The sequence below is a fragment of the Vibrio sp. CyArs1 genome (genome assembly GCF_022432925.1).
In the GTDB taxonomy this organism is placed as follows: domain Bacteria; phylum Pseudomonadota; class Gammaproteobacteria; order Enterobacterales; family Vibrionaceae; genus Vibrio; species Vibrio mediterranei.
Genome location: NZ_JAKRBO010000001.1, coordinates 1,013,142 through 1,030,975, shown reverse-complemented (window position 1 = coordinate 1,030,975; position 17,834 = coordinate 1,013,142). Strand labels below are relative to the sequence as shown.

Sequence of the window (17,834 nt, the reverse complement as noted above, 5' to 3'; positions counted from 1 at the left end):
TTAGTCTTAATGATTACTATGAGGCATTGTCATAAAGATAATATTTACATGCCAGGTAGAATTAATATTCTTTAAATACAATGAGATATGTTTATATGAGAGGTTGGCACGCTCAATGCAATAGAAGAGATAGATTAAATGCCACGTTGATTATGTATAAGGTAGTAACATGACAATTCACGTAAAAAACAATATTCATTGGGTAGGACAACGCGATTGGGAAGTTCAAGACTTCCATGGTACAGAATACAAAATGACAAAAGGGACGAGCTACAACAGTTACCTTATTCGTGAAGAAAAGACAGTATTGATTGACACTGTTGACCATAGATTCAGTTATCAGTTTTTACAAAACTTAGAGATGGAGATCGACTTGCATTCTATCGACTTCATCGTTATCAATCATGCAGAGGAAGATCACTCCGGTGCCCTTGCAGCGTTGATGGAAAAAATCCCTAATACGCCAATTTACTGCACAGAAGCCGCCATAGACTCTATTGTAGGTCACCATCATCACCCTGAGTGGAATTTTAAAACGGTCAAGACAGGAGACACTATTGATATTGGCAATGGCAAACAACTTGTCTTTGTCGAAGCGCCAATGTTGCATTGGCCGGACAGTATGATGACGTATTTAACCGGAGATGCGGTGCTGTTTAGTAATGATGCGTTTGGTCAGCATTATTGTGATGAACGCCTATTCAATGATGAAGTGGACCAAGCGGAACTGTTTGAGCAGTGCCTTCGTTACTACTCAAATATCCTAACGCCATTCAGCGCATTAGTTACGGCGAAAATCAAAGAAGTGCTGAGTTTTAACCTTCCTGTGGAGATGATTGCGACCTCTCACGGTATCGTCTGGCGTGATAATCCTGTTCAAATTATCGAGAAGTATTTGCAATGGGCGAATAACTACCAAGAAGATCGCATCACTATCTTCTACGACACCATGTCGAATAACACTCGAATGATGGCTGATGCCATCGCACAAGGCATTCACGATGTGGATCCAGGCGTCGCAGTGAAAGTCTTCAATGTCTCGCGCCAAGACAAGAATGAAATACTGGCGAATGTGTTCCGTTCGAAAGGTGTACTCGTAGGATCGTCGACCATGAATAATGTGATGATGCCGAAAATTGCGGGCATGCTAGAAGAGATAACAGGTTTAAGGTTCAAAGAAAAGAAAGCAGCTGCGTTTGGTAGCTATGGTTGGAACGGTGGTGCTGTTGACCGTATTCATACACGCTTGACAGACGCAGGCTTTGAAACAACCGAGAGTATTAAAACTAAATGGCGTCCCGATGGCAAAGCAATGAGAGAGTGCAAAGCCTATGGGCAAAAGGTCGCCAAGCAGTGGGCATTGAGCGATCTCAATGTCACTCCTATTGAATTCAATACGGCGTCGAGCGATGAGGGTAAAGCTACGTCCGAGTTATCCCATGATTCCGATTGCCAGTGCATGATCTGTACGGTGTGTAATTGGATATATGACCCAATTCAAGGAGAACCGAATCAAGGTGTTGAACCAGGGACGGCTTGGGACGATGTGCCTGACTATTTCTTGTGTCCAGAATGTAACCTAGGGAAAGACGTATTTGCGCCTCACATTAAAGAGGGCGTGGCATGAAGCAGTTCGACATTGTCATTGTAGGGAGCGGTTTTGCTGCCTATCAATTGGTTAAGTCATTGCGGCGTATCGACAACTCAGTCTCAGTGGCTGTAGTGACGGGTGATGATGGACATGACTATAACAAGCCAGATTTAAGTCATGTATTCACCAAAATGCAAACCGCTGAACAGGTCATCACTAAGCGGGCAGCACCGTTCGCACAAGAATATGGTATTGCGCTATATACCAACACTTGGGTCGAGCATGTAGACCCTCAGCTGCAGACTCTTGAAGTGGAGGGTGAAACGCTAGGCTTTGCAAAACTGGTCTTAGCGACGGGAGCGAGTCCCTTTATTCCAGTCTTTAAAGGCTCTGCATCCCAAGATTTCCTTACTCATAATTCGTTAATTGACTATGAGAAAAATCAAACACGTTGGCGAAACGCATCTCGTGTATTAGTACTGGGTGGTGGGTTAATTGGCGTGGAAGTGGCACTGGATCTTGCGAGTGTTGGAAAGCAGGTTTTCTTAGTTGAACCTGCTACAAGATTAATGCAGAACCAATTACCTGACTACATCGAATTGAAACTCAAGCAGGCATTGCAACAAGAAAGCATTAAGGTTATCACCGATGCGTTTGTGACTCATATTGATGAAGGTCCAGAAGCAAAACTTGTTACTTTGAATCAAGGTCAAGAGTTGATGGTCGATGAAATACTCGTGTGTGCTGGTCTTCGGGCCAACACGGTATTAGCGAAAAACATGGGACTGGAAGTGAACAAGGGTATTATCGTTGACGATTACCTCTGTACTTCCACTGCCAATATTTTCGCCCTAGGTGACTGTGCTGAAATTCAAGGAGAAGTAAGGGCGTTTTTACAACCTATCGTGATGAGTGCGAGTGCTCTTGCTAAAACGTTGACGGGAGACGCCACAAAGCTGACATTACCAACTATGCTGACTAAGGTAAAAACGCCAAACTACCCAATTCAGTTTGCTGGCGTTGTCCATGATAAACAGGTTACTCGCTGGAACTACGACGCTAGTACTAATGGTATTTTAGCTACCGCATTTAATGACAACGATGACATGATAGGTTTTATCGCGACACGAGGCCGAGCGCCTGAGTCGTTCAAATTATTAAGGGAGTTGGTCTAATACTCACGACCGCTGTTAAGAGAAAACAACACTCACCCCAGTCTTTGAGGTGAGTGTTTTTTGTTTCTTTCAGCACTGCTTAAAGCGCCTGTTGTTTTGCTTTTGGCTTAAGGCTTCTCTGCTTGCGAGGTTTAACCATCATTCGATAAACAACAGGGACAAAGTAAAAAGAGATCAATGTCGTGAGGACGGTACCACCTGCGATAGCCACGGCGAATGGTGGCCAGAAGCCTCCTCCTGCGATAATCAATGGCATAAATCCGCCAACGGTAGTGATAGTGGTTGAGGTAATATGGCGAGTACACGCCATTACTGCATCGACGGAAGCATCGATGTCGCCTGACGATGCTTTCTCATCTAATCTCAATTCCGCCAAAATTACGATAGCCGCGTTGATAGCCAGTCCCATGATGCCCAGCATCGCTATGATGACGGTAAAGCCAAATGGATAGTTGAAGACCCACACAGAGAGCAGCCCTAATCCTCCAGCTAATCCCGCCACCATAAAGATAATCGTACTTAGCCTAAACGAATTGAACGACATGACGACGACCAAAATCATCAAGACCACTACAACCGAAATATTCGAAATAAGCAGACTTACAGAGCGGTCTCGCTCTGCGGACTCACCACCAAAATCGATATGATAACCCGCTGGTAAGGTATATTGGGACAAACGTTGTTGGAACTCATTAAGTACCGTTTGTGGTAGCACTCCCGCTTGAATATAGCCCTCAATGGTATTGACGCGCTCGCCATTGCGTCTGGTAATAGCGCCACGGCTGGTGGTGAGTTCAAGGTCGGCCAGTGTCGATACGCTGACACCTGTAGTATAGGTATCGGAAGAAATAGGCAGACGTAAGTTGCCAAGGTGCGATAGGTTTTCACGCTCTTCATTAGCAACACGTACACGAATAGGAATAGACTCGCTGCCTTCAGTGACCGAGCCGGTTTCTCGCCCGACTAACGTCGCTTGCAGCATGTTGGCAAACTGGTTGAGCGTAATGCCATTGAGCTTGGCAGTATCTTCATCTACTTTTAACCAGACTTTTGGTGTACCAGGTTGTAGAGTTTCTCTGGTGTGTGTGACATGAGGCGTATTGGCAAGAATGAGACGGATATCCTCTCCTATAGATTTGAGCGTATCGAGATTCTCACCATAGACTCGTAACTCTATTGGTGCTTTAAACGGAGGACCCTGTTCTAGTTTTCTCACCAAAATTTGAGCGGAAGGGATTTCTTTGTTTAACCGCTCCTGAAGCTCTGGAATGACTTTATTAGCGGTTTGGAATGAATTCATTTTAACCATGGCTTGTGAGAAGTACGGCGCGTTGTTTTGCGTGGCTTGTAAATTGTAGTAGAACGATGGGAAGTTAGCGCCAACTAACCAATCGACTCGCTCTACACCTTCATAGGAACGAATGATGTCGTCCACAAGCTCCGTAGACGCCTCAGTCGCGTAAATACTGGCTTGTGGAGGTAAAAATACTTGTACCTCAAACATGTCTCGATCCGAAGGTGGAAAGAACTGTTCAGTCAGTTGAGAGATACTCCAATAGCCAGTAATGGGGACGGCTAAGACAAGTAGCAAAGAAATAGCAGGGTGTTTGATCGCCAGTTTTACTGAACGAGCAAAAGCATGGGTCAAAGCGGGAATGCGAAGCCCTGTATTGTACCAATGGTCTCCCGACGCGTGGCTAGGCAATAGCATAGTCGCGAACCCAGCAATGACGGTGTGTGAGAGGATATAAGAACCCACTAAAGAAAAGGACACAGTGATCGCAATCGCGCCTACAAATTCTCCGGTAGCGCCGGGCATCAGAATAATTGGAGCAAAAGCGAGAATGGTGGTGAGTGTTGAACCTAACAACGGCACCCATAGATGTGACAGTGCATTGATGGTCGCCTCTAAGCGAGCCTGACCTTTTAATCGATAGCTTTGGATGGTGTCCACCATGACCACAGCGTTATCCACCATAATTCCCAATGCGACGATAAGTCCTGTCACCGACATTTGGTTAATAGGGATGCCCGTCATTTTCATTAGTGACAGGGTAAACATTGAAGTCAGGGGCAGCGCAATAGCGACCAGCACGGCTGCTCTTACGCCTAAAGTCACAAACAGTACAATCAGAATCAGACTAAAACCGATAAGCAAGCTTTGCCCTAGATCGACCAAACGTGTCGTCGTGTAACCTTGTTGATCAAAAAGAATGTTAACCTTGATATTGCTGGGTAAATCCTGCTGAAAACGTTCAATGACCGTCATTGCTCTAGCGGTCCATTGATCAACACGTAACTCAGGCACCATTCGAGCTGCAACAATAACACCGGGTTCACCATCAATGAGTGCCATTTCATTTTCAGGTGTCTTAGCGCTGCGAGTGACGCTGGCAACATCTTCGAGTCGAATAATATGACCGTTATCGTCAACGATCAAAGGCACTTGTTTAATTCGCTCTATCGAATCCAATTCTGACTCAATTTCCAGCCCAAAGCGTGCGAAATGGTTGACTAGCTGGCCAGCAGAGTTTTTTGCGTCTGCGCCTGTTAGGCTATCACCGATGTTGATACTTGAGCGGCCAAACGCCGCGGTGTCAGCAGTCCGTAGGTTAACTTGAATCTCTTCTTTTGGCATGCCGTATTCATCGACAAACTCAGTGCCTGATAATGTTCTGAGTCTTTTGGCTAACTCTTTAGCATAACGACCTAATGTTAGAATATCGGTTTCACCAGGGCCGTCCCAAGTTAGCGCGGAAATGATGGTAAAGGCGTAGGTGTGGTCACTGTCTAAATCAGGGGCGCCTGAACCGGTTGGCAAAACAGGGGTGATGTCGGACAGTTTATCTCTTGCTTTGGACCAGACTGGCTCTGGCTCTGTAATCTCATCCTTCAGCTCTATTGTGACAATAGAGATGCCTGGCCTAGATGTTGAACTTAGTAGTTTGACTTCACTAAGCTCCCTAAGTTTGTTTTCCACTACCTCAGTAACTAAGGTTTCGACTCGCTCGGCACTTGCGCCCGGAAAGCTTGTCGTGACATTGGCAAAACGGTTCGTGATAATGGGATCTTCTGCTCTTGGTAATGACGAAAATGCGGCGAGACCACTTACGATCAACAGAGCAGTCATTAAAATGAGTAATCGAGTATTGGTAATGATTTGAACTGCTTTCATATCACCACCTATTGAGAGCTTATTTGTACGGGTTGCCCCGGAACAACGCGGTGCAGGCCACTGGCAATGATAGACTCGCCATTGGCAAGTGAACCATTGATAAAGGCACGTTGGCTATCGGCGTATAAGACGTTCACACTGCGACGTTCTACTTTACTATCGGCGCCTATAACATAAACATTCCACACTCCTCGCAAGCCATCAATAAGTGCGGTGAGTGGAACCCAGTAACCTGGTTCGTCAATTGTTTGTTCGAATGCCAAATAGGCCAGTTCTCCCTCCAAAACATGAGCATCTTCAGGAAACTGATAGCGCAGTGACACGCTGCGTGACTTGGTGTCTACCATCGCTCCTGGGTTAAGAAGTGTGACGCCATAATGGGCATTAGAGACTCGCACATCAGGAGAAGTCAGTTGGGTGACGCGTTCAAGCTGTTGAGCTGGAATACCGATAAAGGCTTCTTTACCGGCACTGGCGAGCAGTACTAAGGTTGGTGTTCCGACGTTGACAACATCCCCAAGAGAGACATGTCTCTTGGCAATAACGCCTGAATAAGGGGCAAGGATGGTCGACTTTTCTTGTTTTAGCTTATTTGCGTTCCACGCGGCTTGTAGCCTCACAAGATTGGCTTGCAATACGCCTTCTTGGCTTGTGAGGGCGTCGATTTCAGCCTCCGCACTGAAGCCTTTCGACTTAAGAGACTGTTGACGTTTTAGATTGGCTTCAACTAGTTTTAGCTGGGCTCGCACTTCATTATTTTGTGCCCTTAACTGGTTAGCTTCGGTGACTAATAAATCCGTATCGAGTCTAATGAGTGGTGCGCCTTTTTCTACGACATCACCCACATCGACAAATAACGCATCCACTTTGCCAGATAGCTCAAAGCCAAGATTAGCTTGTTGACCTGCTTTTACTGTACCGACGTATTCCCTTTGAACCTTGTATGAAGGGCTTAACGTAATTTCAGTGGTGGAAACAGTCAAAGGCTCGACCGCCTCTACCTCTGGTTGCTCTGATTTTTGACAACCTTGTAGCAAAATCAGAATTGCTAGTGCTGATGCTTTTGTTAGTAATTGCTTTGTTTGCATCATAGACATCCTATAAACCTAACCTATTGGTCATAGAATAATCACAATCAAACTAGACTGTCTAGTTTGATTGTGTTAAAATTTAGTTATTCCAAAGGTTGCTACTGGTATTGTGAGCATGATCCAAAAAAGTGAACAGAAGAGACTACAGATATTAAAAGCGGCGGGTGAGTTGTTTTGCGAACATGGCTACAAGGTGAGCATGGATCAGATCGCTAAATTAGCTGACGTCTCAAAGCAAACGGTCTATTCTCATTTCAAAACTAAAGACCAGCTGTTTGAAACTTGTATTCAATACCGATGTGAGCAGCGCGCGATTGATGAATCGGCGTTAAGTTTGGATAGTCCGATCAAGCCTACTTTGGTGGAGTTTGGTGTTCGCTTTCAGAACATGCATCTTGAAGAGCAAGTTCTGCAAACGTTTCGAAATGCAGTGGGGCAGGTGAAGTCTCACCCTCAAATATCTGCACTCTATTTGCAATCTGGACCTCAAAAAACACTTCATGTTCTAGCCAATTATCTTCAACGTCATCATGAAAAAGGTACGATTTCTCTTCCCAACGACTCAGAAAATGCAGCGATGCAACTTCTACTGATGTTCCATGGAAAAGCCGCTTACTGGGCGTTTTTAGGTGAGAGTGGAGTGCAAACTGAAGCACAGCGCAAACAATATATAGAAGAGTGCGTTACGCTATTTCTATTGGGTTGCTAACCGACGATAAGTGGTGATTGGCATTTTCGGTTTTACGTTGCTGAAATATATGAATAATCGACTCATTAAGCCAGTTGACTAGCGCACTATTTTGGTGGCGACTGTGAAAATAGGACAATGCAGGATACTGCGCTTCAGGTAATACTTGGTCAGGACTTAGCATGACTAAATTTGGGTAGTTATGTATCGGGAAGCAGTTGGTGGTTCCCATAAACATATCCGATTGCTGCACAACATCAATAAGTGCAACTGGGTATTCGGAACTAAACCCCACTTCTAGTGGATACCCCAGGCGTTTGAAGATTTCAACGGTAGGGCTTGTATATTTACTGTAGTTACTGACGATTAGTCGCGCCAATGGATACTTCGACATAGACTCAACCGTTACCTTTTTCTTAGTAATCGGGTGCTCTTTTCTAACGAGTAAGCAAGCGTTAATCTCACCAATTGTTCGCTTTTCCATGAAAGGGTAGCTGTCGGTTAATTCAGCATTGATCCCTAGTAGTATTTCTCCCTTTTCGATAGCGGTTACTGTTTGATCATTCCACGATGCAATATGGATACGTAGGCCTGGAGCATGTTCACGAAAATAGCGATACAATTCACCAGAAATGGAGAAAACAAAGCTCGAAGAGAGGGCAATGGTAATGTCTTGGTCTAACTGAGCCGGGTCAAAGACATCACTATCATTGACGACATTTTCAATATCGTACAATAGAGGAAGTAACAAGCTCGATAGCTGCTCAGAAAATGGAGTTGGAGCTAAGCCTGATTTCACTTTAACGAATAATGGGTCATCAAATTGATGACGCAATTTTTGTAGTGATTGACTGACAGCTGGTTGAGATACGTACAAACGTTCCGCCGCTTTACGCATGTTTTTCTCTTCGTAAAGCACCTTGAACACTCGAAGAAGATTAAGATCGAGATTGGCAAAACGGTCTTTCGGCACTGTATTACTCGGTTTTATGGATGACATGGGAATGTTAGCACTTGCAATGTTAGAAATACGTCAAAAGCCAACGTGGAATCACATTGGCTTGGTATAGGTGGTTTAACTGCCTGTTATCTATTAGGTTAGAATTTGTAACCAACCGTAAATGATAGGTAGTCTGCGTCAAGATCACCATACATTGGTAAATCGACGCGAAGATCTGCGTACAGTCCCATGTCCAACTGGCCGCGAACACCTGCCCCTAAGTAGATACTTGAGTCATTGCCTGAGAATTTTCCGTCTTTTGGTGTATTAATTTCATCACTTAGAAAAGCAAGACCAAGCACGCCGTAAGGTTTGATCCACGCTTGCCCTAGGTCAAAGGCATAGCCAATATCTGTGTCTACTTTAAAAGTTCGAGCTTTATAATCGGAAGTCTCAGTGTAAATTGGCAAATCAACATCATCTTGGTTCCACGCGTAAGACACGTTGATACCAAAGATTTGGTTGAAGTCATAACCATATTCAACTTTAACGCCGGTTCCTAAACTCCAGCTTCCTTCTGAATCACTAAACTTCAAATTTGAAGCACCTATACCAACACGATGACCACTAAAATCTGTATTTGCAAATGCGCCAGTTGAGATTGCTGCGATAGCGGTGGCAAGAACTAACTTTTTCATTACTAACCCTTAATTGTAAAAGCTATCCTGCTTGTGGTTTGCATTCCGTGCTCTGTTTCGATGAGGGCTAGTGTAATGATTGGTTAAAAAGACACTAATCATCACTTATTAATAGTCTGATAACTCCTGCTTATGACTCCACTGTTAAATAGTCCTTGACCTCAAGTTAACTTGAGGAATTACGCTAAGATCCAATCACTAACAGAAGGAATAATACGATGAATGGATATATCGAGCATGCCAACATTACGCTAGTTAACCCTAGGAAAACGATAGAGTTTTTATTAGCATCGTTACCAGACTGGCGGATTTGAGGTCAAGGAAAAATGGAAGAATGGTATGGCAAGGAAGTGGAGTGGTTTCATGTCGGAGATGATCGCTCTTACATCGCAGTCCAATCGGGAGGTGATGGTCGAATAGCAGATTGGAACAAGCACTGGACAGGCGTAAAACACATAGGAATCGTCGTAGATGACCTTGACGAAACAGTTGAACGGCTAAAAATCGCAGGTTATGAATTGGATCATTGGGGAGGAGAGCATCCCCATCGTCGTAGTGCTTATTACGTGGAGGATCATAATATGCAGTTTGAGTTTGTCGAATATTACTCAAACAACACTTCGGAACGAAATGACTATAGTATTTGATAATGTCCTATGAGTATTATCAATATGTCGGGGGTTCGATGGTGGCTTAGCTAATGTATTGATATAAATGAAATTTCCACTTTTTGACTCTAATTGTTCATAGGTGGGGTGATGAAGGTTTAGATCTACGAATAGCTGTCATTTGTTGAAGTTTAAAACTTGAACTAACGTGTTCTTATCAATGCTACACAAGAGAACCTGTTATGACTGATAAAAAAGAAATCACTAGTGATGTAGAAAAACAGCGTCAAGAATTGATGGCGAGATTGAAAGGTGCTCAAAACCAGATGAAAAACTCCGGTTTTGATAAAAGCAACGCTTCAGGCTTCCTAGATGTGATGATCAAAAGCACCGGAACTTTTGAAAAACAGTAGTAAACGTACGCCCAAACCATCGTTTGGGCGTACTTTAGTGGTTACCCTAATGACCGGCATCTAACAGCATTATTAATAACCTTCACGCTGTATTCATTGTTCTGAGAATTCTTCACTGTCAATCCTCACATACCTTGTTACCGTAAAAGTTCATACAATGGACTGCGATAACACGATGGATTTATGGATAAAACTAGAATACCTTGCCTTACAAATTTGGGCGATTTTTGTCATTAGGGCGCTACTATTTGACCAATAGTTTGGTGGCAATTAGCCAACTTGAGTCATTTCGTTAAGCGTAAAACTCTCAACGGCACCGTCGGTTGCGGCTTTGTATTGAGCAATATGTGGTGCGGCTAAGTGTGCCATTAACAGCTCGCGCGACTCCCAGTTTTCGTAAAATACAAAGTGCGCAGGGTTTTCATTATCTTGGTGTAAGTCGTAGTTGATACAACCTTGTTCTTTACGTGTGATATCAATGAGTTTAAGAAGCTCTGCTTTCACAAGTTCAATCTGATCAGGTTTTGCAATGATGTTAGCGACGATAGTCAGCTTTGCCATGGTATTTCCTCGTTAGAATGGATCTTTTGGTTGGTGATAACTGGATAACAACATCTTATCTTGGCTTAAATAAAACAAAAATAATGAGAGATTTGAAAGATTATCAAACCATCATTGATAATCGACGTGTTTCTGGAGTTGAACCGCTTCGGCACTCACAAGTATTCAAACAATTCAGTTAAAGCAATGTGAGCGGCGCAGATGGACTCATATACGCTCTACCAACTTCTGCAATGTTGCAATCAAAGTTCTTTGTTCTTCATCTTCAAGCCCGGCTAGCAACGCTTGATTGACTTCGACCGGTAGGTGAATGACTTCTTCTTTAAGGGCTTTCCCTTTGTCTGTCAAAAAGATCCTGAAGGAGCGACGACTTTCTGGGTCGGCACGTCGCTCGACCAATTCTAGAGCTTCTAATTTGTCGAGTGTTCTAGTTGTTGTTGAGCTCTCTACCTTGGACATTTGCGCAATCTCTCGTTGAGTGACGCCCTCCTTTTCCCATAAACACATTAGAGTTGGCCATAACGCTAGCGTCAGTCCCTTTTCTCGCAATCTCTTATCAAACTCTTTTGATGCATGATTTGCCACAACATTTAGTAGCCAACCAAAGCTGGTTTGGCGTTCGAATTCTGTCTTCATTTTTACACCATTGAAAAAGCAACTATTGTCATCGTAACTAATATTGAGATGATTAGCACTAACAACGCTTTAAAGTTGCTCGATAAAGAAGGAGATAGTGCATCTGCGTTGAGTATCTGTTGCCCTGTGAACATAGACATAAGCAGACTTTTGCCACGTAGTTTGTAGATAACAATAGCTCCAACGTGCAGCGCGACCATGATTGGTAACATGTCAGCGAATAATGCGTGAGTGGTGTCTGCAATGTCATAAAGAGGCTCGGGAATAAAAATGCCGATACTCTCCAAACCATCAAACATTCCAGCTAAAAGCATGCCGGTAACACACTGAATGAGTAATGTACCGATCATTGCAACAACCATGACTGCACCTAGCGGGTTATGCCCAACATATGAGATTGCCTTACCGAATGTATATCGGACAATTACTTTTGGATGCTTAAGAAAAGAACGGAATCGGCTACTTTCACTACCAATAAAACCCCATATCACGCGCCAAAGTAGTAATGTAAATAAAACTAGTCCCAATTGGATATGGGGCCCTTGATTACTAAAGCCAGTGAATACTAGTCCCGCAAAAACAAGGGCTTGAATCCAGTGGTAGAGTCGAGTCGCAAGATCCCAAACTTTAACCTTTTGCATAATTTGATCCTCTAGTCTTAAATAGTTGACATTAATTTACACAACAATTGTTGCGCACGCAATAATTGTTGTGTAAATTAAATGCATCAACAACGATATACAAAACAGGTGGAGGAAATATGTTCACTCATCATTCGACGACCAAATTAGTATTCTTGCTCGCACTATCGACAGGTATTTCATCTCTAGCGTATTCCGCTCCGGACTCAGCAACATTAGACATCATAGACGCTCGGCAAAAAGCCTTTACAGCCCTCGAGTCACAAACTAAGGCCGTTAAAAAAACGCTCGATGGTAGTGATACCGACTGGCAGACTTTGTTAGAAGCGAGCGAGCAACTTGTAGCTAACAGTGATGCGTTAAACGGTGCCTTTGTTTTAGGGACTCAAGAAGGAAGTAAAGCGAAAGAAAGCGTGTGGAGTAAGCCAGAAAAATTCAATCGATTAATGCAACAGATGCAACAAGGCTATCAGCAGGTGGCGCTTGGTGCGCAAAATCAATCTATTGCAGAAGTCGAGAAGGGGCTAAAGGCTGCGGAATCTACGTGTAAAAGTTGTCACCGCAGCTATCGCTCACGTTGGTAAGAAGTATCATTTGAATTAGAAGGTAAAGTCATGAGAAAAATAATCAAAAATCTATTTGTTATCGGTGCACTTCTTGCAGGGGCTAGCTCTGCTTATGCGTACGATTATGGTGTAGAGTTGAAGTGGAACACTGATGATATCGCACAAGTACTTAAGACGATGCCGGAACAGCGAGCATCATTTAAGAAGCTGGTGGATAACGGAAAAATCAAAGACATGTTTGTCGAAAATAGCCAAGTAGGCGGACAGAAAACACAGCTACTAAAATTCGTTATGGAAGCTGAAAGCGAGCAATCGGTGCGTGACCAGCTAGCAAGTTTACCTTTGTACCAACAAGATTTGGTCAGAATAAACCACATTCAGTTGTTAGGATCAAAGTGGTTAGACAACACACCGAAAGCGAATAATTTTGGCCTCACCTTCATTTGGAAGTCTGGTGTAGAGACTTTGGAAATTGACCGAGTATTGGGCATTGATTTACAGCGAGTGATAGCACTTAATCAAGTTGGCACGGTAACCTCGTCGTACATCAATACTCAGAATTTAGAGAATGCTGTTGTCAGACCCACTTATTTGGTGGCGGTGCTTGCCAAAGATGCCGCACATGCTTTGGAAATGAGTAAGCAATTTGAGGCGGTGACAATGGGCTACGCCGAGGTGCAAGTCGAGCCTTTGGGTCACAAGCTAGATATGAGTAAATTGTAAAACACAAAGTGCTGCAATCAAGTTTCGGTTGCGGCATACCTTTCTATTCCACTGGCCTGCATAACCTTATACTATCCATAGAGTTTATTCAGATTGAAGTAGGATAAGACATGACGACAAAGTCACTTTTTGTGTTTGATATGGATGGCGTACTTATTGAGTCAGAACCTTTTTGGCGAAAGGCGCAGATTGAAGTGTTAGCTAATTACGGAGCGAGCGCCACGATTGACGACTGCATTGAAAACACTATGGGAAAACGACTTGACGATATCGCTGCTACATGGATTCAAATGTTTAACTTGAGTGTGGATGCTAAGGTGCTGGAATCAGAGATAATGCAAAGAGTAGTTGCACTTGTCGAACAGGAAGGCGAGGCGATAGAGGGTATTCCGACACTGATTTCAGACTTAAAACAAAGAGACTTTCGCCTCGCTCTAGCCAGCTCTTCTGCCTATCCAATTATTCATGCGGTGACTGAAAAACTAGGCATACAGGACAGCTTTGACTTGATGTTAAGCGCAGAAGACGTACCAAATGGTAAACCAGCTCCTGATGTCTATTTGGAAGTTTGTCAGCGATTAGATGTTCCAGTGGAGCAGGCATTCGCATTAGAAGACAGCCTAACAGGTGTGAAAGCCGCTGTTGCGGCGCAGCTAACCACCATTGCTATGCCTTTTGAAAATAATCCCGCGTTTTTAATTGCGGATTATGTCGTGGGGTCGGTGCAGGATGTGATAGCAATAGTTGACCATCATGCCGTCGATTAAGCAAACTAACCACTAGATGTAAAACTGTGAGTAGCGAGGAAGCAACTCACAGTGTTTCTATATTCTATATGGACTTGAATTCTGGCATCAAACAAGCATTAATTGTATCACCCTGATATTCGATCGAAGAAGCTAGCTCACCCTCAATAACAACATTGGTGACCCCCATTTTTGCTAAGTCGCTTTTTGAGTAGTACCACCCGTGTGTTTCCTCAGTTAATCGACATTTTTTCGAACTAGTTTGACCGTACACAGTGATATCAGGATCAACATCAACGTACTCAAAAAAGACCTCTTCTTTTTCGCGTAGTCGGGATATAAACGTCATTAACTCTTCTTTATCGGTAGAGGAAACCGATGCTTGCCAAAGTTCATCTGACTGTCTTGGCCCTCCGTGCCAACCAATAAGAGAACCTTCTTTAATCAAGACAGTTTTTGCAGCTGGAATAACATAATTTGCACATGCAGAAAAACAAAGTTTATCAACTTCAACGTCCAGATTATTTTCTTTGACAAAATACCCAAGTTCGATACCCGAAGGCACATCACCGCCAGGGCTAGTTATTCGTATTTTTTCAATATTTGCTCCAGAATTTCGAACAACTCTTAATGCTTCCAAAACGCTATCGCCAGATATCGGGCCGTCAAATATAAGCGTGCTTCCGGATACTGACACATTGTGATCGGGCATAAAAATAATCGGGATACTTTTACAACCTGACAATACAGCGAGTGTTACTAGCGAAAGGCAAAGTAATCTCATTTCCTGAACTCCATTTTGAATTAATTTAATTCCGTTTTTTTCACGGTGCACGGATTACCTGCAGCCATGCAATTGGCAGGAATATCCTTTGTAACTACGCTACCAGCGCCAATTATCGCGTTATCACCGATATTGACCCCAGGAAGAACAATACATCCGTAACCGATCCAAACATCGTTGCCAATTGTGACAGGCTCAGCTTTTAGGTTATCAAGCTCATCCAGATGACCTCGGTTTGTAAGTGCATGGCCGCTACAATCCATAATCACTGTATTAGGGCCAAAAATGACGTTATTTCCTATTGAGACTTTGTCGTAAGCACAGATTGAAGTGCCTTGAAGCACGCACCCTTTGCCAATGACTATTTTGCCAAAAGGCCTGTCGTTGACAGCAACACTTGTCAGTTTCGTGATGCCAGAAGGAAAGGCTGGGAAGTGGGATGATTCGAGGTAACAACCTGAATCAATTACGATAGCTTTGCTGTTGTTTGGGAAATATTCGGATCGTTTCGACCCCGCTTTGGTCAATGTAATCGACGGACAACCAGAAAATGTGACCCAATTATCCGAACCAAAGTATTTACCATATTGTTCCATTAACTCAACGTCAGACAGTTCAGCATGATTATCTGGGCTGAGTATTCTTTCGTGGTTATACATCTTGAGCTTCCTGCTTAAAATTATTCGGGATTTCCTGAACTAAACCACCATCCATGAGCAATACTCGGTCAGCTGATGCTATAGTCTCTGGACGGTGTGCAATCATCAAAATAGGCGTCTTGATATCTTTAAACATCTGGCAGACAAATGACTCCGAATAGATATCTAAACTACTAGTCGCTTCGTCTAACACTAGAAACTTAGGTTTTTTGTACAGAGCTCTCGCAATGAGAATTCTTTGTTTTTGACCTCCAGAAAGGCTCGAGCCCATCTCGCCAACTAGCGTGTGGTATCCCATATTTAGGCGTTCAATATCATCATGAACACCTGCCCTGCGAGCACACATAACGAGCCACTCCTCATCTAAATCGCCAGCGAAGAAGGTTATATTCTCGATAATTGAACCACTAAATAGTTGGTCTTCTTGCAATACCGCACCGACTTGCTCCCTAAGGGATTTGCAGGCTGTCGACTTATTACCAAAATAATTAATGCTACCTGACGTAACGGAATAAATACCTAACAACAGTTTAGAAATGGTTGATTTACCGCAGCCAGACGGTCCGACTAACGCAACAATCTCATTACTTTTTACAGTAAAGCTTGCACCGTTAAGAATAGGAGGCTGATCTTTTCCGTAGGAGAAGAAAACATTGTCAAACTCAATAGCATTATTACTTAGATTATTGGCTTCAATTGGCAACCCTAAGGCATTAGGAACACTATCCGTTTCTTTCTCAGTCAAGACAATATCCGCTAAACGCTCGTTGTATACAGATAACATCTTAAATTCAAAATACTTATCGATTAATGAACTAATACTGGCAGAGAATCGGCCTTGATACGAAAGAAAGGCCATCAACATACCGATTGTAAACAGACCATCCAGCACCAAGTTTGCGCCAAACCAGAGAACCGTAGCTGAAACAAGACTGACAATCGTCACATTCATTGTGTTGTAGATCATCCCGAGTTTTTGCTCGTGTAGCTGCGCATTTCTTCGTTTAATATTGAGGTTTTGCCAAGATGACTCGCGCCAAGGTAATGTCCCATTGACTCTTAAGCTCAATACACCGCGAACTGTCTCAATAAAATAACTTTCTTCTTGAGTACTGGCCTCCCAAGTGTTTTCTTCTGCACGTTTAAAAGCGCCAAACCAGGCAAACCGCAGAACTACGTAGCCTAACGCTGCAGCGATGGCAATGAATGATAGTTGAAGGCTGTAAACCAACATAACCGAAAGAGTGCCTACCACTAACACTAAATCGAGTAGAGCCTGAATAGCGCTAGTAGTTAACGTTTGTTGAATGACACCCACCGCGGAGAATTTCGCACTTATGCTTCCTATGTCTCTTTTTTCAAACCAATCTATCGGTAATCGGAACAAATGGTGGAATACATTTGCAGCCCACTGCATGTTAAAATTCACTGATAACTTGATTGTCGCCCATTGTTGAGCAAGTCCGGTTAGGGTTTGCGTTGCTGTTACCATGAGTATGGCTCCAATGACGAGTACAAGAAGGTTTTTGTCATAACCAACCAACACTTCATCAATCACAATCTGATTGAAGATAGGCAAAGTAAGCGCTAATACCTCTAATACCAATGCGAACACAAAAATTCGACCTAGTGCTCCTTTAAGACCAATGGTTTTACCAATTAGAGTTGATAGCCGAACCGCTTTACTTTCAACTTTTTCTTCAAAGTCGTGGGTTGGTGTTAGTTCAAGAGCGATTCCTGTGAAGTGCTTATTAAGCTCATCATGGCTCAGTTTCAATGCACCGTTGGCTGGATCGTGAATTTCAATTTTCTTTCCACTCACTTTTTTTAGCACAACGAAATGATTGAGATTCCAATGCAAAATGCAAGGTGTAGCTAATTGCTCCAGTTCATCAAGATCTAAACGTACCGCGCGACCAAAAAGCTTAAGAAGTGCACCACACTCAATGAGCCGTGCAAATGACATCCCATGCTGGGTAATGCCGCATTTTGCCCTTAGTGATCGAAGATCAGTTTTGTAACCATGCCAATCAGCAATCATCGCAAGGCATGCAATACCGCATTCCGCCTTTTCTGTTTGGCGAATCAGAGGGAGCCTCTTTCCCCACCCCCAGTCTATCAACCCTTCTGCATGCATGA

17 protein-coding genes and 1 pseudogene are annotated in these 17,834 nt (G+C 43.4%); 8 read left to right on the top strand and 10 right to left on the bottom strand.

The window, feature by feature from the left end; translation table 11 throughout:
* Positions 1 to 169 precede the first annotated feature (169 nt).
* Both norV and norW read left to right on the top strand, forming a co-directional pair.
* On the top strand, positions 170 to 1,627 hold the full coding sequence (gene norV, locus MMA19_RS04810) for an anaerobic nitric oxide reductase flavorubredoxin (RefSeq protein WP_240205634.1): 1,458 nt from the start codon (positions 170 to 172) through the stop codon (positions 1,625 to 1,627).
* Positions 1,624 to 2,766 (top strand): NADH:flavorubredoxin reductase NorW, encoded by a 1,143-nt coding sequence (norW, locus tag MMA19_RS04805; RefSeq protein WP_124941747.1) that lies wholly within the window; start codon positions 1,624 to 1,626, stop codon positions 2,764 to 2,766. The genes norV and norW overlap by 4 nt, the downstream gene beginning before the upstream one ends.
* Positions 2,767 to 2,845: 79 nt before the next feature.
* On the opposite strand, the gene MMA19_RS04800 is transcribed toward norW, so the two are convergent.
* Together MMA19_RS04800 and MMA19_RS04795 are read right to left on the bottom strand one after the other, a co-directional pair.
* A complete protein-coding gene (locus MMA19_RS04800) occupies positions 2,846 to 5,941 on the bottom strand; it encodes an efflux RND transporter permease subunit (RefSeq protein ID WP_240205633.1) in 3,096 nt (1,031 codons plus the stop codon).
* A gap of 8 nt (positions 5,942 to 5,949) precedes the next feature.
* Positions 5,950 to 7,029: an efflux RND transporter periplasmic adaptor subunit gene (locus tag MMA19_RS04795; protein ID WP_240205842.1), complete on the bottom strand. Its 1,080-nt coding sequence runs from the start codon at positions 7,027 to 7,029 to the stop codon at positions 5,950 to 5,952.
* A 112-nt stretch (positions 7,030 to 7,141) separates the two neighbouring features.
* Between MMA19_RS04795 and MMA19_RS04790 the strand changes: the two genes are divergently transcribed.
* A complete protein-coding gene (locus tag MMA19_RS04790; RefSeq protein WP_240205632.1) occupies positions 7,142 to 7,741 on the top strand; it encodes a TetR/AcrR family transcriptional regulator in 600 nt (199 codons plus the stop codon).
* On the opposite strand, the gene MMA19_RS04785 is transcribed toward MMA19_RS04790, so the two are convergent.
* Entirely contained in the window at positions 7,716 to 8,720 is a 1,005-nt protein-coding gene (locus tag MMA19_RS04785) for a LysR family transcriptional regulator (protein ID WP_240205631.1), read from the bottom strand. The two genes, MMA19_RS04790 and MMA19_RS04785, sit on opposite strands and share 26 nt — an antisense overlap.
* Positions 8,721 to 8,818: 98 nt before the next feature.
* Positions 8,819 to 9,358: a porin family protein gene (locus MMA19_RS04780; protein ID WP_240205630.1), complete on the bottom strand. Its 540-nt coding sequence runs from the start codon at positions 9,356 to 9,358 to the stop codon at positions 8,819 to 8,821.
* A gap of 218 nt (positions 9,359 to 9,576) precedes the next feature.
* Between MMA19_RS04780 and MMA19_RS04775 the strand changes: the two are divergent.
* Together MMA19_RS04775 and MMA19_RS04770 are read left to right on the top strand one after the other, a co-directional pair.
* Positions 9,577 to 10,005 (top strand): annotated as a pseudogene (locus tag MMA19_RS04775) (VOC family protein).
* Between the two features lie 203 nt (positions 10,006 to 10,208).
* The gene (locus tag MMA19_RS04770; RefSeq protein WP_156020514.1) at positions 10,209 to 10,379 is read left to right on the top strand and encodes a hypothetical protein; all 171 of its coding nucleotides are present in this window, start codon (positions 10,209 to 10,211) and stop codon (positions 10,377 to 10,379) included.
* Between the two features lie 270 nt (positions 10,380 to 10,649).
* On the opposite strand, the gene MMA19_RS04765 is transcribed toward MMA19_RS04770, so the two are convergent.
* The 3 genes from MMA19_RS04765 to MMA19_RS04755 all read right to left on the bottom strand — a co-directional run bounded on the left by MMA19_RS04765 (position 10,650) and on the right by MMA19_RS04755 (position 12,217).
* Positions 10,650 to 10,940 (bottom strand): putative quinol monooxygenase, encoded by a 291-nt coding sequence (locus MMA19_RS04765; RefSeq protein WP_006069292.1) that lies wholly within the window; start codon positions 10,938 to 10,940, stop codon positions 10,650 to 10,652.
* Positions 10,941 to 11,147: 207 nt separating this feature from the next.
* On the bottom strand, positions 11,148 to 11,576 hold the full coding sequence (locus MMA19_RS04760) for a MarR family transcriptional regulator (RefSeq protein WP_006069291.1): 429 nt from the start codon (positions 11,574 to 11,576) through the stop codon (positions 11,148 to 11,150).
* Between the two features lie 2 nt (positions 11,577 to 11,578).
* Positions 11,579 to 12,217 carry a cytochrome b/b6 domain-containing protein gene (locus MMA19_RS04755; RefSeq protein ID WP_198558643.1) on the bottom strand — a complete coding sequence of 213 codons (639 nt, stop codon included), beginning with the start codon at positions 12,215 to 12,217 and terminating at the stop codon, positions 11,579 to 11,581.
* A 119-nt stretch (positions 12,218 to 12,336) separates the two neighbouring features.
* Here MMA19_RS04755 and MMA19_RS04750 point away from each other — a divergent pair, with 119 nt between their 5' ends.
* The 3 genes from MMA19_RS04750 to MMA19_RS04740 all read left to right on the top strand — a co-directional run bounded on the left by MMA19_RS04750 (position 12,337) and on the right by MMA19_RS04740 (position 14,273).
* Positions 12,337 to 12,801, top strand: coding sequence for a cytochrome c (locus MMA19_RS04750; protein WP_031495595.1), 465 nt, complete (start codon positions 12,337 to 12,339; stop codon positions 12,799 to 12,801).
* A 30-nt stretch (positions 12,802 to 12,831) separates the two neighbouring features.
* The gene (locus MMA19_RS04745; protein ID WP_240205629.1) at positions 12,832 to 13,506 is read left to right on the top strand and encodes a hypothetical protein; all 675 of its coding nucleotides are present in this window, start codon (positions 12,832 to 12,834) and stop codon (positions 13,504 to 13,506) included.
* A 110-nt stretch (positions 13,507 to 13,616) separates the two neighbouring features.
* Positions 13,617 to 14,273 carry an HAD-IA family hydrolase gene (locus MMA19_RS04740; RefSeq protein WP_240205628.1) on the top strand — a complete coding sequence of 219 codons (657 nt, stop codon included), beginning with the start codon at positions 13,617 to 13,619 and terminating at the stop codon, positions 14,271 to 14,273.
* Between the two features lie 64 nt (positions 14,274 to 14,337).
* Here MMA19_RS04740 and MMA19_RS04735 read toward each other — a convergent pair whose 3' ends face one another.
* Genes MMA19_RS04735 through MMA19_RS04725 form a run of 3 tightly spaced genes read right to left on the bottom strand, consistent with a single transcriptional unit; the run spans position 14,338 to position 17,832 of the window.
* Positions 14,338 to 15,087 carry a hypothetical protein gene (locus tag MMA19_RS04735; RefSeq protein WP_240205627.1) on the bottom strand — a complete coding sequence of 250 codons (750 nt, stop codon included), beginning with the start codon at positions 15,085 to 15,087 and terminating at the stop codon, positions 14,338 to 14,340.
* Positions 15,057 to 15,695 (bottom strand): acyltransferase, encoded by a 639-nt coding sequence (locus MMA19_RS04730; RefSeq protein ID WP_088878874.1) that lies wholly within the window; start codon positions 15,693 to 15,695, stop codon positions 15,057 to 15,059. The genes MMA19_RS04735 and MMA19_RS04730 overlap by 31 nt, the downstream gene beginning before the upstream one ends.
* Complete coding sequence (locus MMA19_RS04725) at positions 15,688 to 17,832, bottom strand: peptidase domain-containing ABC transporter (RefSeq protein ID WP_240205626.1); 2,145 nt, start codon at positions 17,830 to 17,832, stop codon at positions 15,688 to 15,690. Before MMA19_RS04725 ends, MMA19_RS04730 begins: the two co-directional genes overlap by 8 nt.
* Positions 17,833 to 17,834 lie beyond the last annotated feature (2 nt).

Coding starts and splice junctions, on each gene's coding strand:
- norW (WP_124941747.1), top strand. CDS start 1,624: ATGAAGCAGTTCGACATTGTCATTGTAGGGAGCGGTTTTGCTGCCTAT.
- MMA19_RS04730 (WP_088878874.1), bottom strand. CDS start 15,695: ATGTATAACCACGAAAGAATACTCAGCCCAGATAATCATGCTGAACTG.
- MMA19_RS04750 (WP_031495595.1), top strand. CDS start 12,337: ATGTTCACTCATCATTCGACGACCAAATTAGTATTCTTGCTCGCACTA.
- MMA19_RS04725 (WP_240205626.1), bottom strand. CDS start 17,832: ATGCATGCAGAAGGGTTGATAGACTGGGGGTGGGGAAAGAGGCTCCCT.
- MMA19_RS04780 (WP_240205630.1), bottom strand. CDS start 9,358: ATGAAAAAGTTAGTTCTTGCCACCGCTATCGCAGCAATCTCAACTGGC.
- MMA19_RS04740 (WP_240205628.1), top strand. CDS start 13,617: ATGACGACAAAGTCACTTTTTGTGTTTGATATGGATGGCGTACTTATT.
- MMA19_RS04765 (WP_006069292.1), bottom strand. CDS start 10,940: ATGGCAAAGCTGACTATCGTCGCTAACATCATTGCAAAACCTGATCAG.
- MMA19_RS04760 (WP_006069291.1), bottom strand. CDS start 11,576: ATGAAGACAGAATTCGAACGCCAAACCAGCTTTGGTTGGCTACTAAAT.
- MMA19_RS04795 (WP_240205842.1), bottom strand. CDS start 7,029: ATGCAAACAAAGCAATTACTAACAAAAGCATCAGCACTAGCAATTCTG.
- MMA19_RS04755 (WP_198558643.1), bottom strand. CDS start 12,217: ATGCAAAAGGTTAAAGTTTGGGATCTTGCGACTCGACTCTACCACTGG.
- MMA19_RS04770 (WP_156020514.1), top strand. CDS start 10,209: ATGACTGATAAAAAAGAAATCACTAGTGATGTAGAAAAACAGCGTCAA.
- MMA19_RS04785 (WP_240205631.1), bottom strand. CDS start 8,720: ATGTCATCCATAAAACCGAGTAATACAGTGCCGAAAGACCGTTTTGCC.
- MMA19_RS04745 (WP_240205629.1), top strand. CDS start 12,832: ATGAGAAAAATAATCAAAAATCTATTTGTTATCGGTGCACTTCTTGCA.
- norV (WP_240205634.1), top strand. CDS start 170: ATGACAATTCACGTAAAAAACAATATTCATTGGGTAGGACAACGCGAT.
- MMA19_RS04800 (WP_240205633.1), bottom strand. CDS start 5,941: ATGAAAGCAGTTCAAATCATTACCAATACTCGATTACTCATTTTAATG.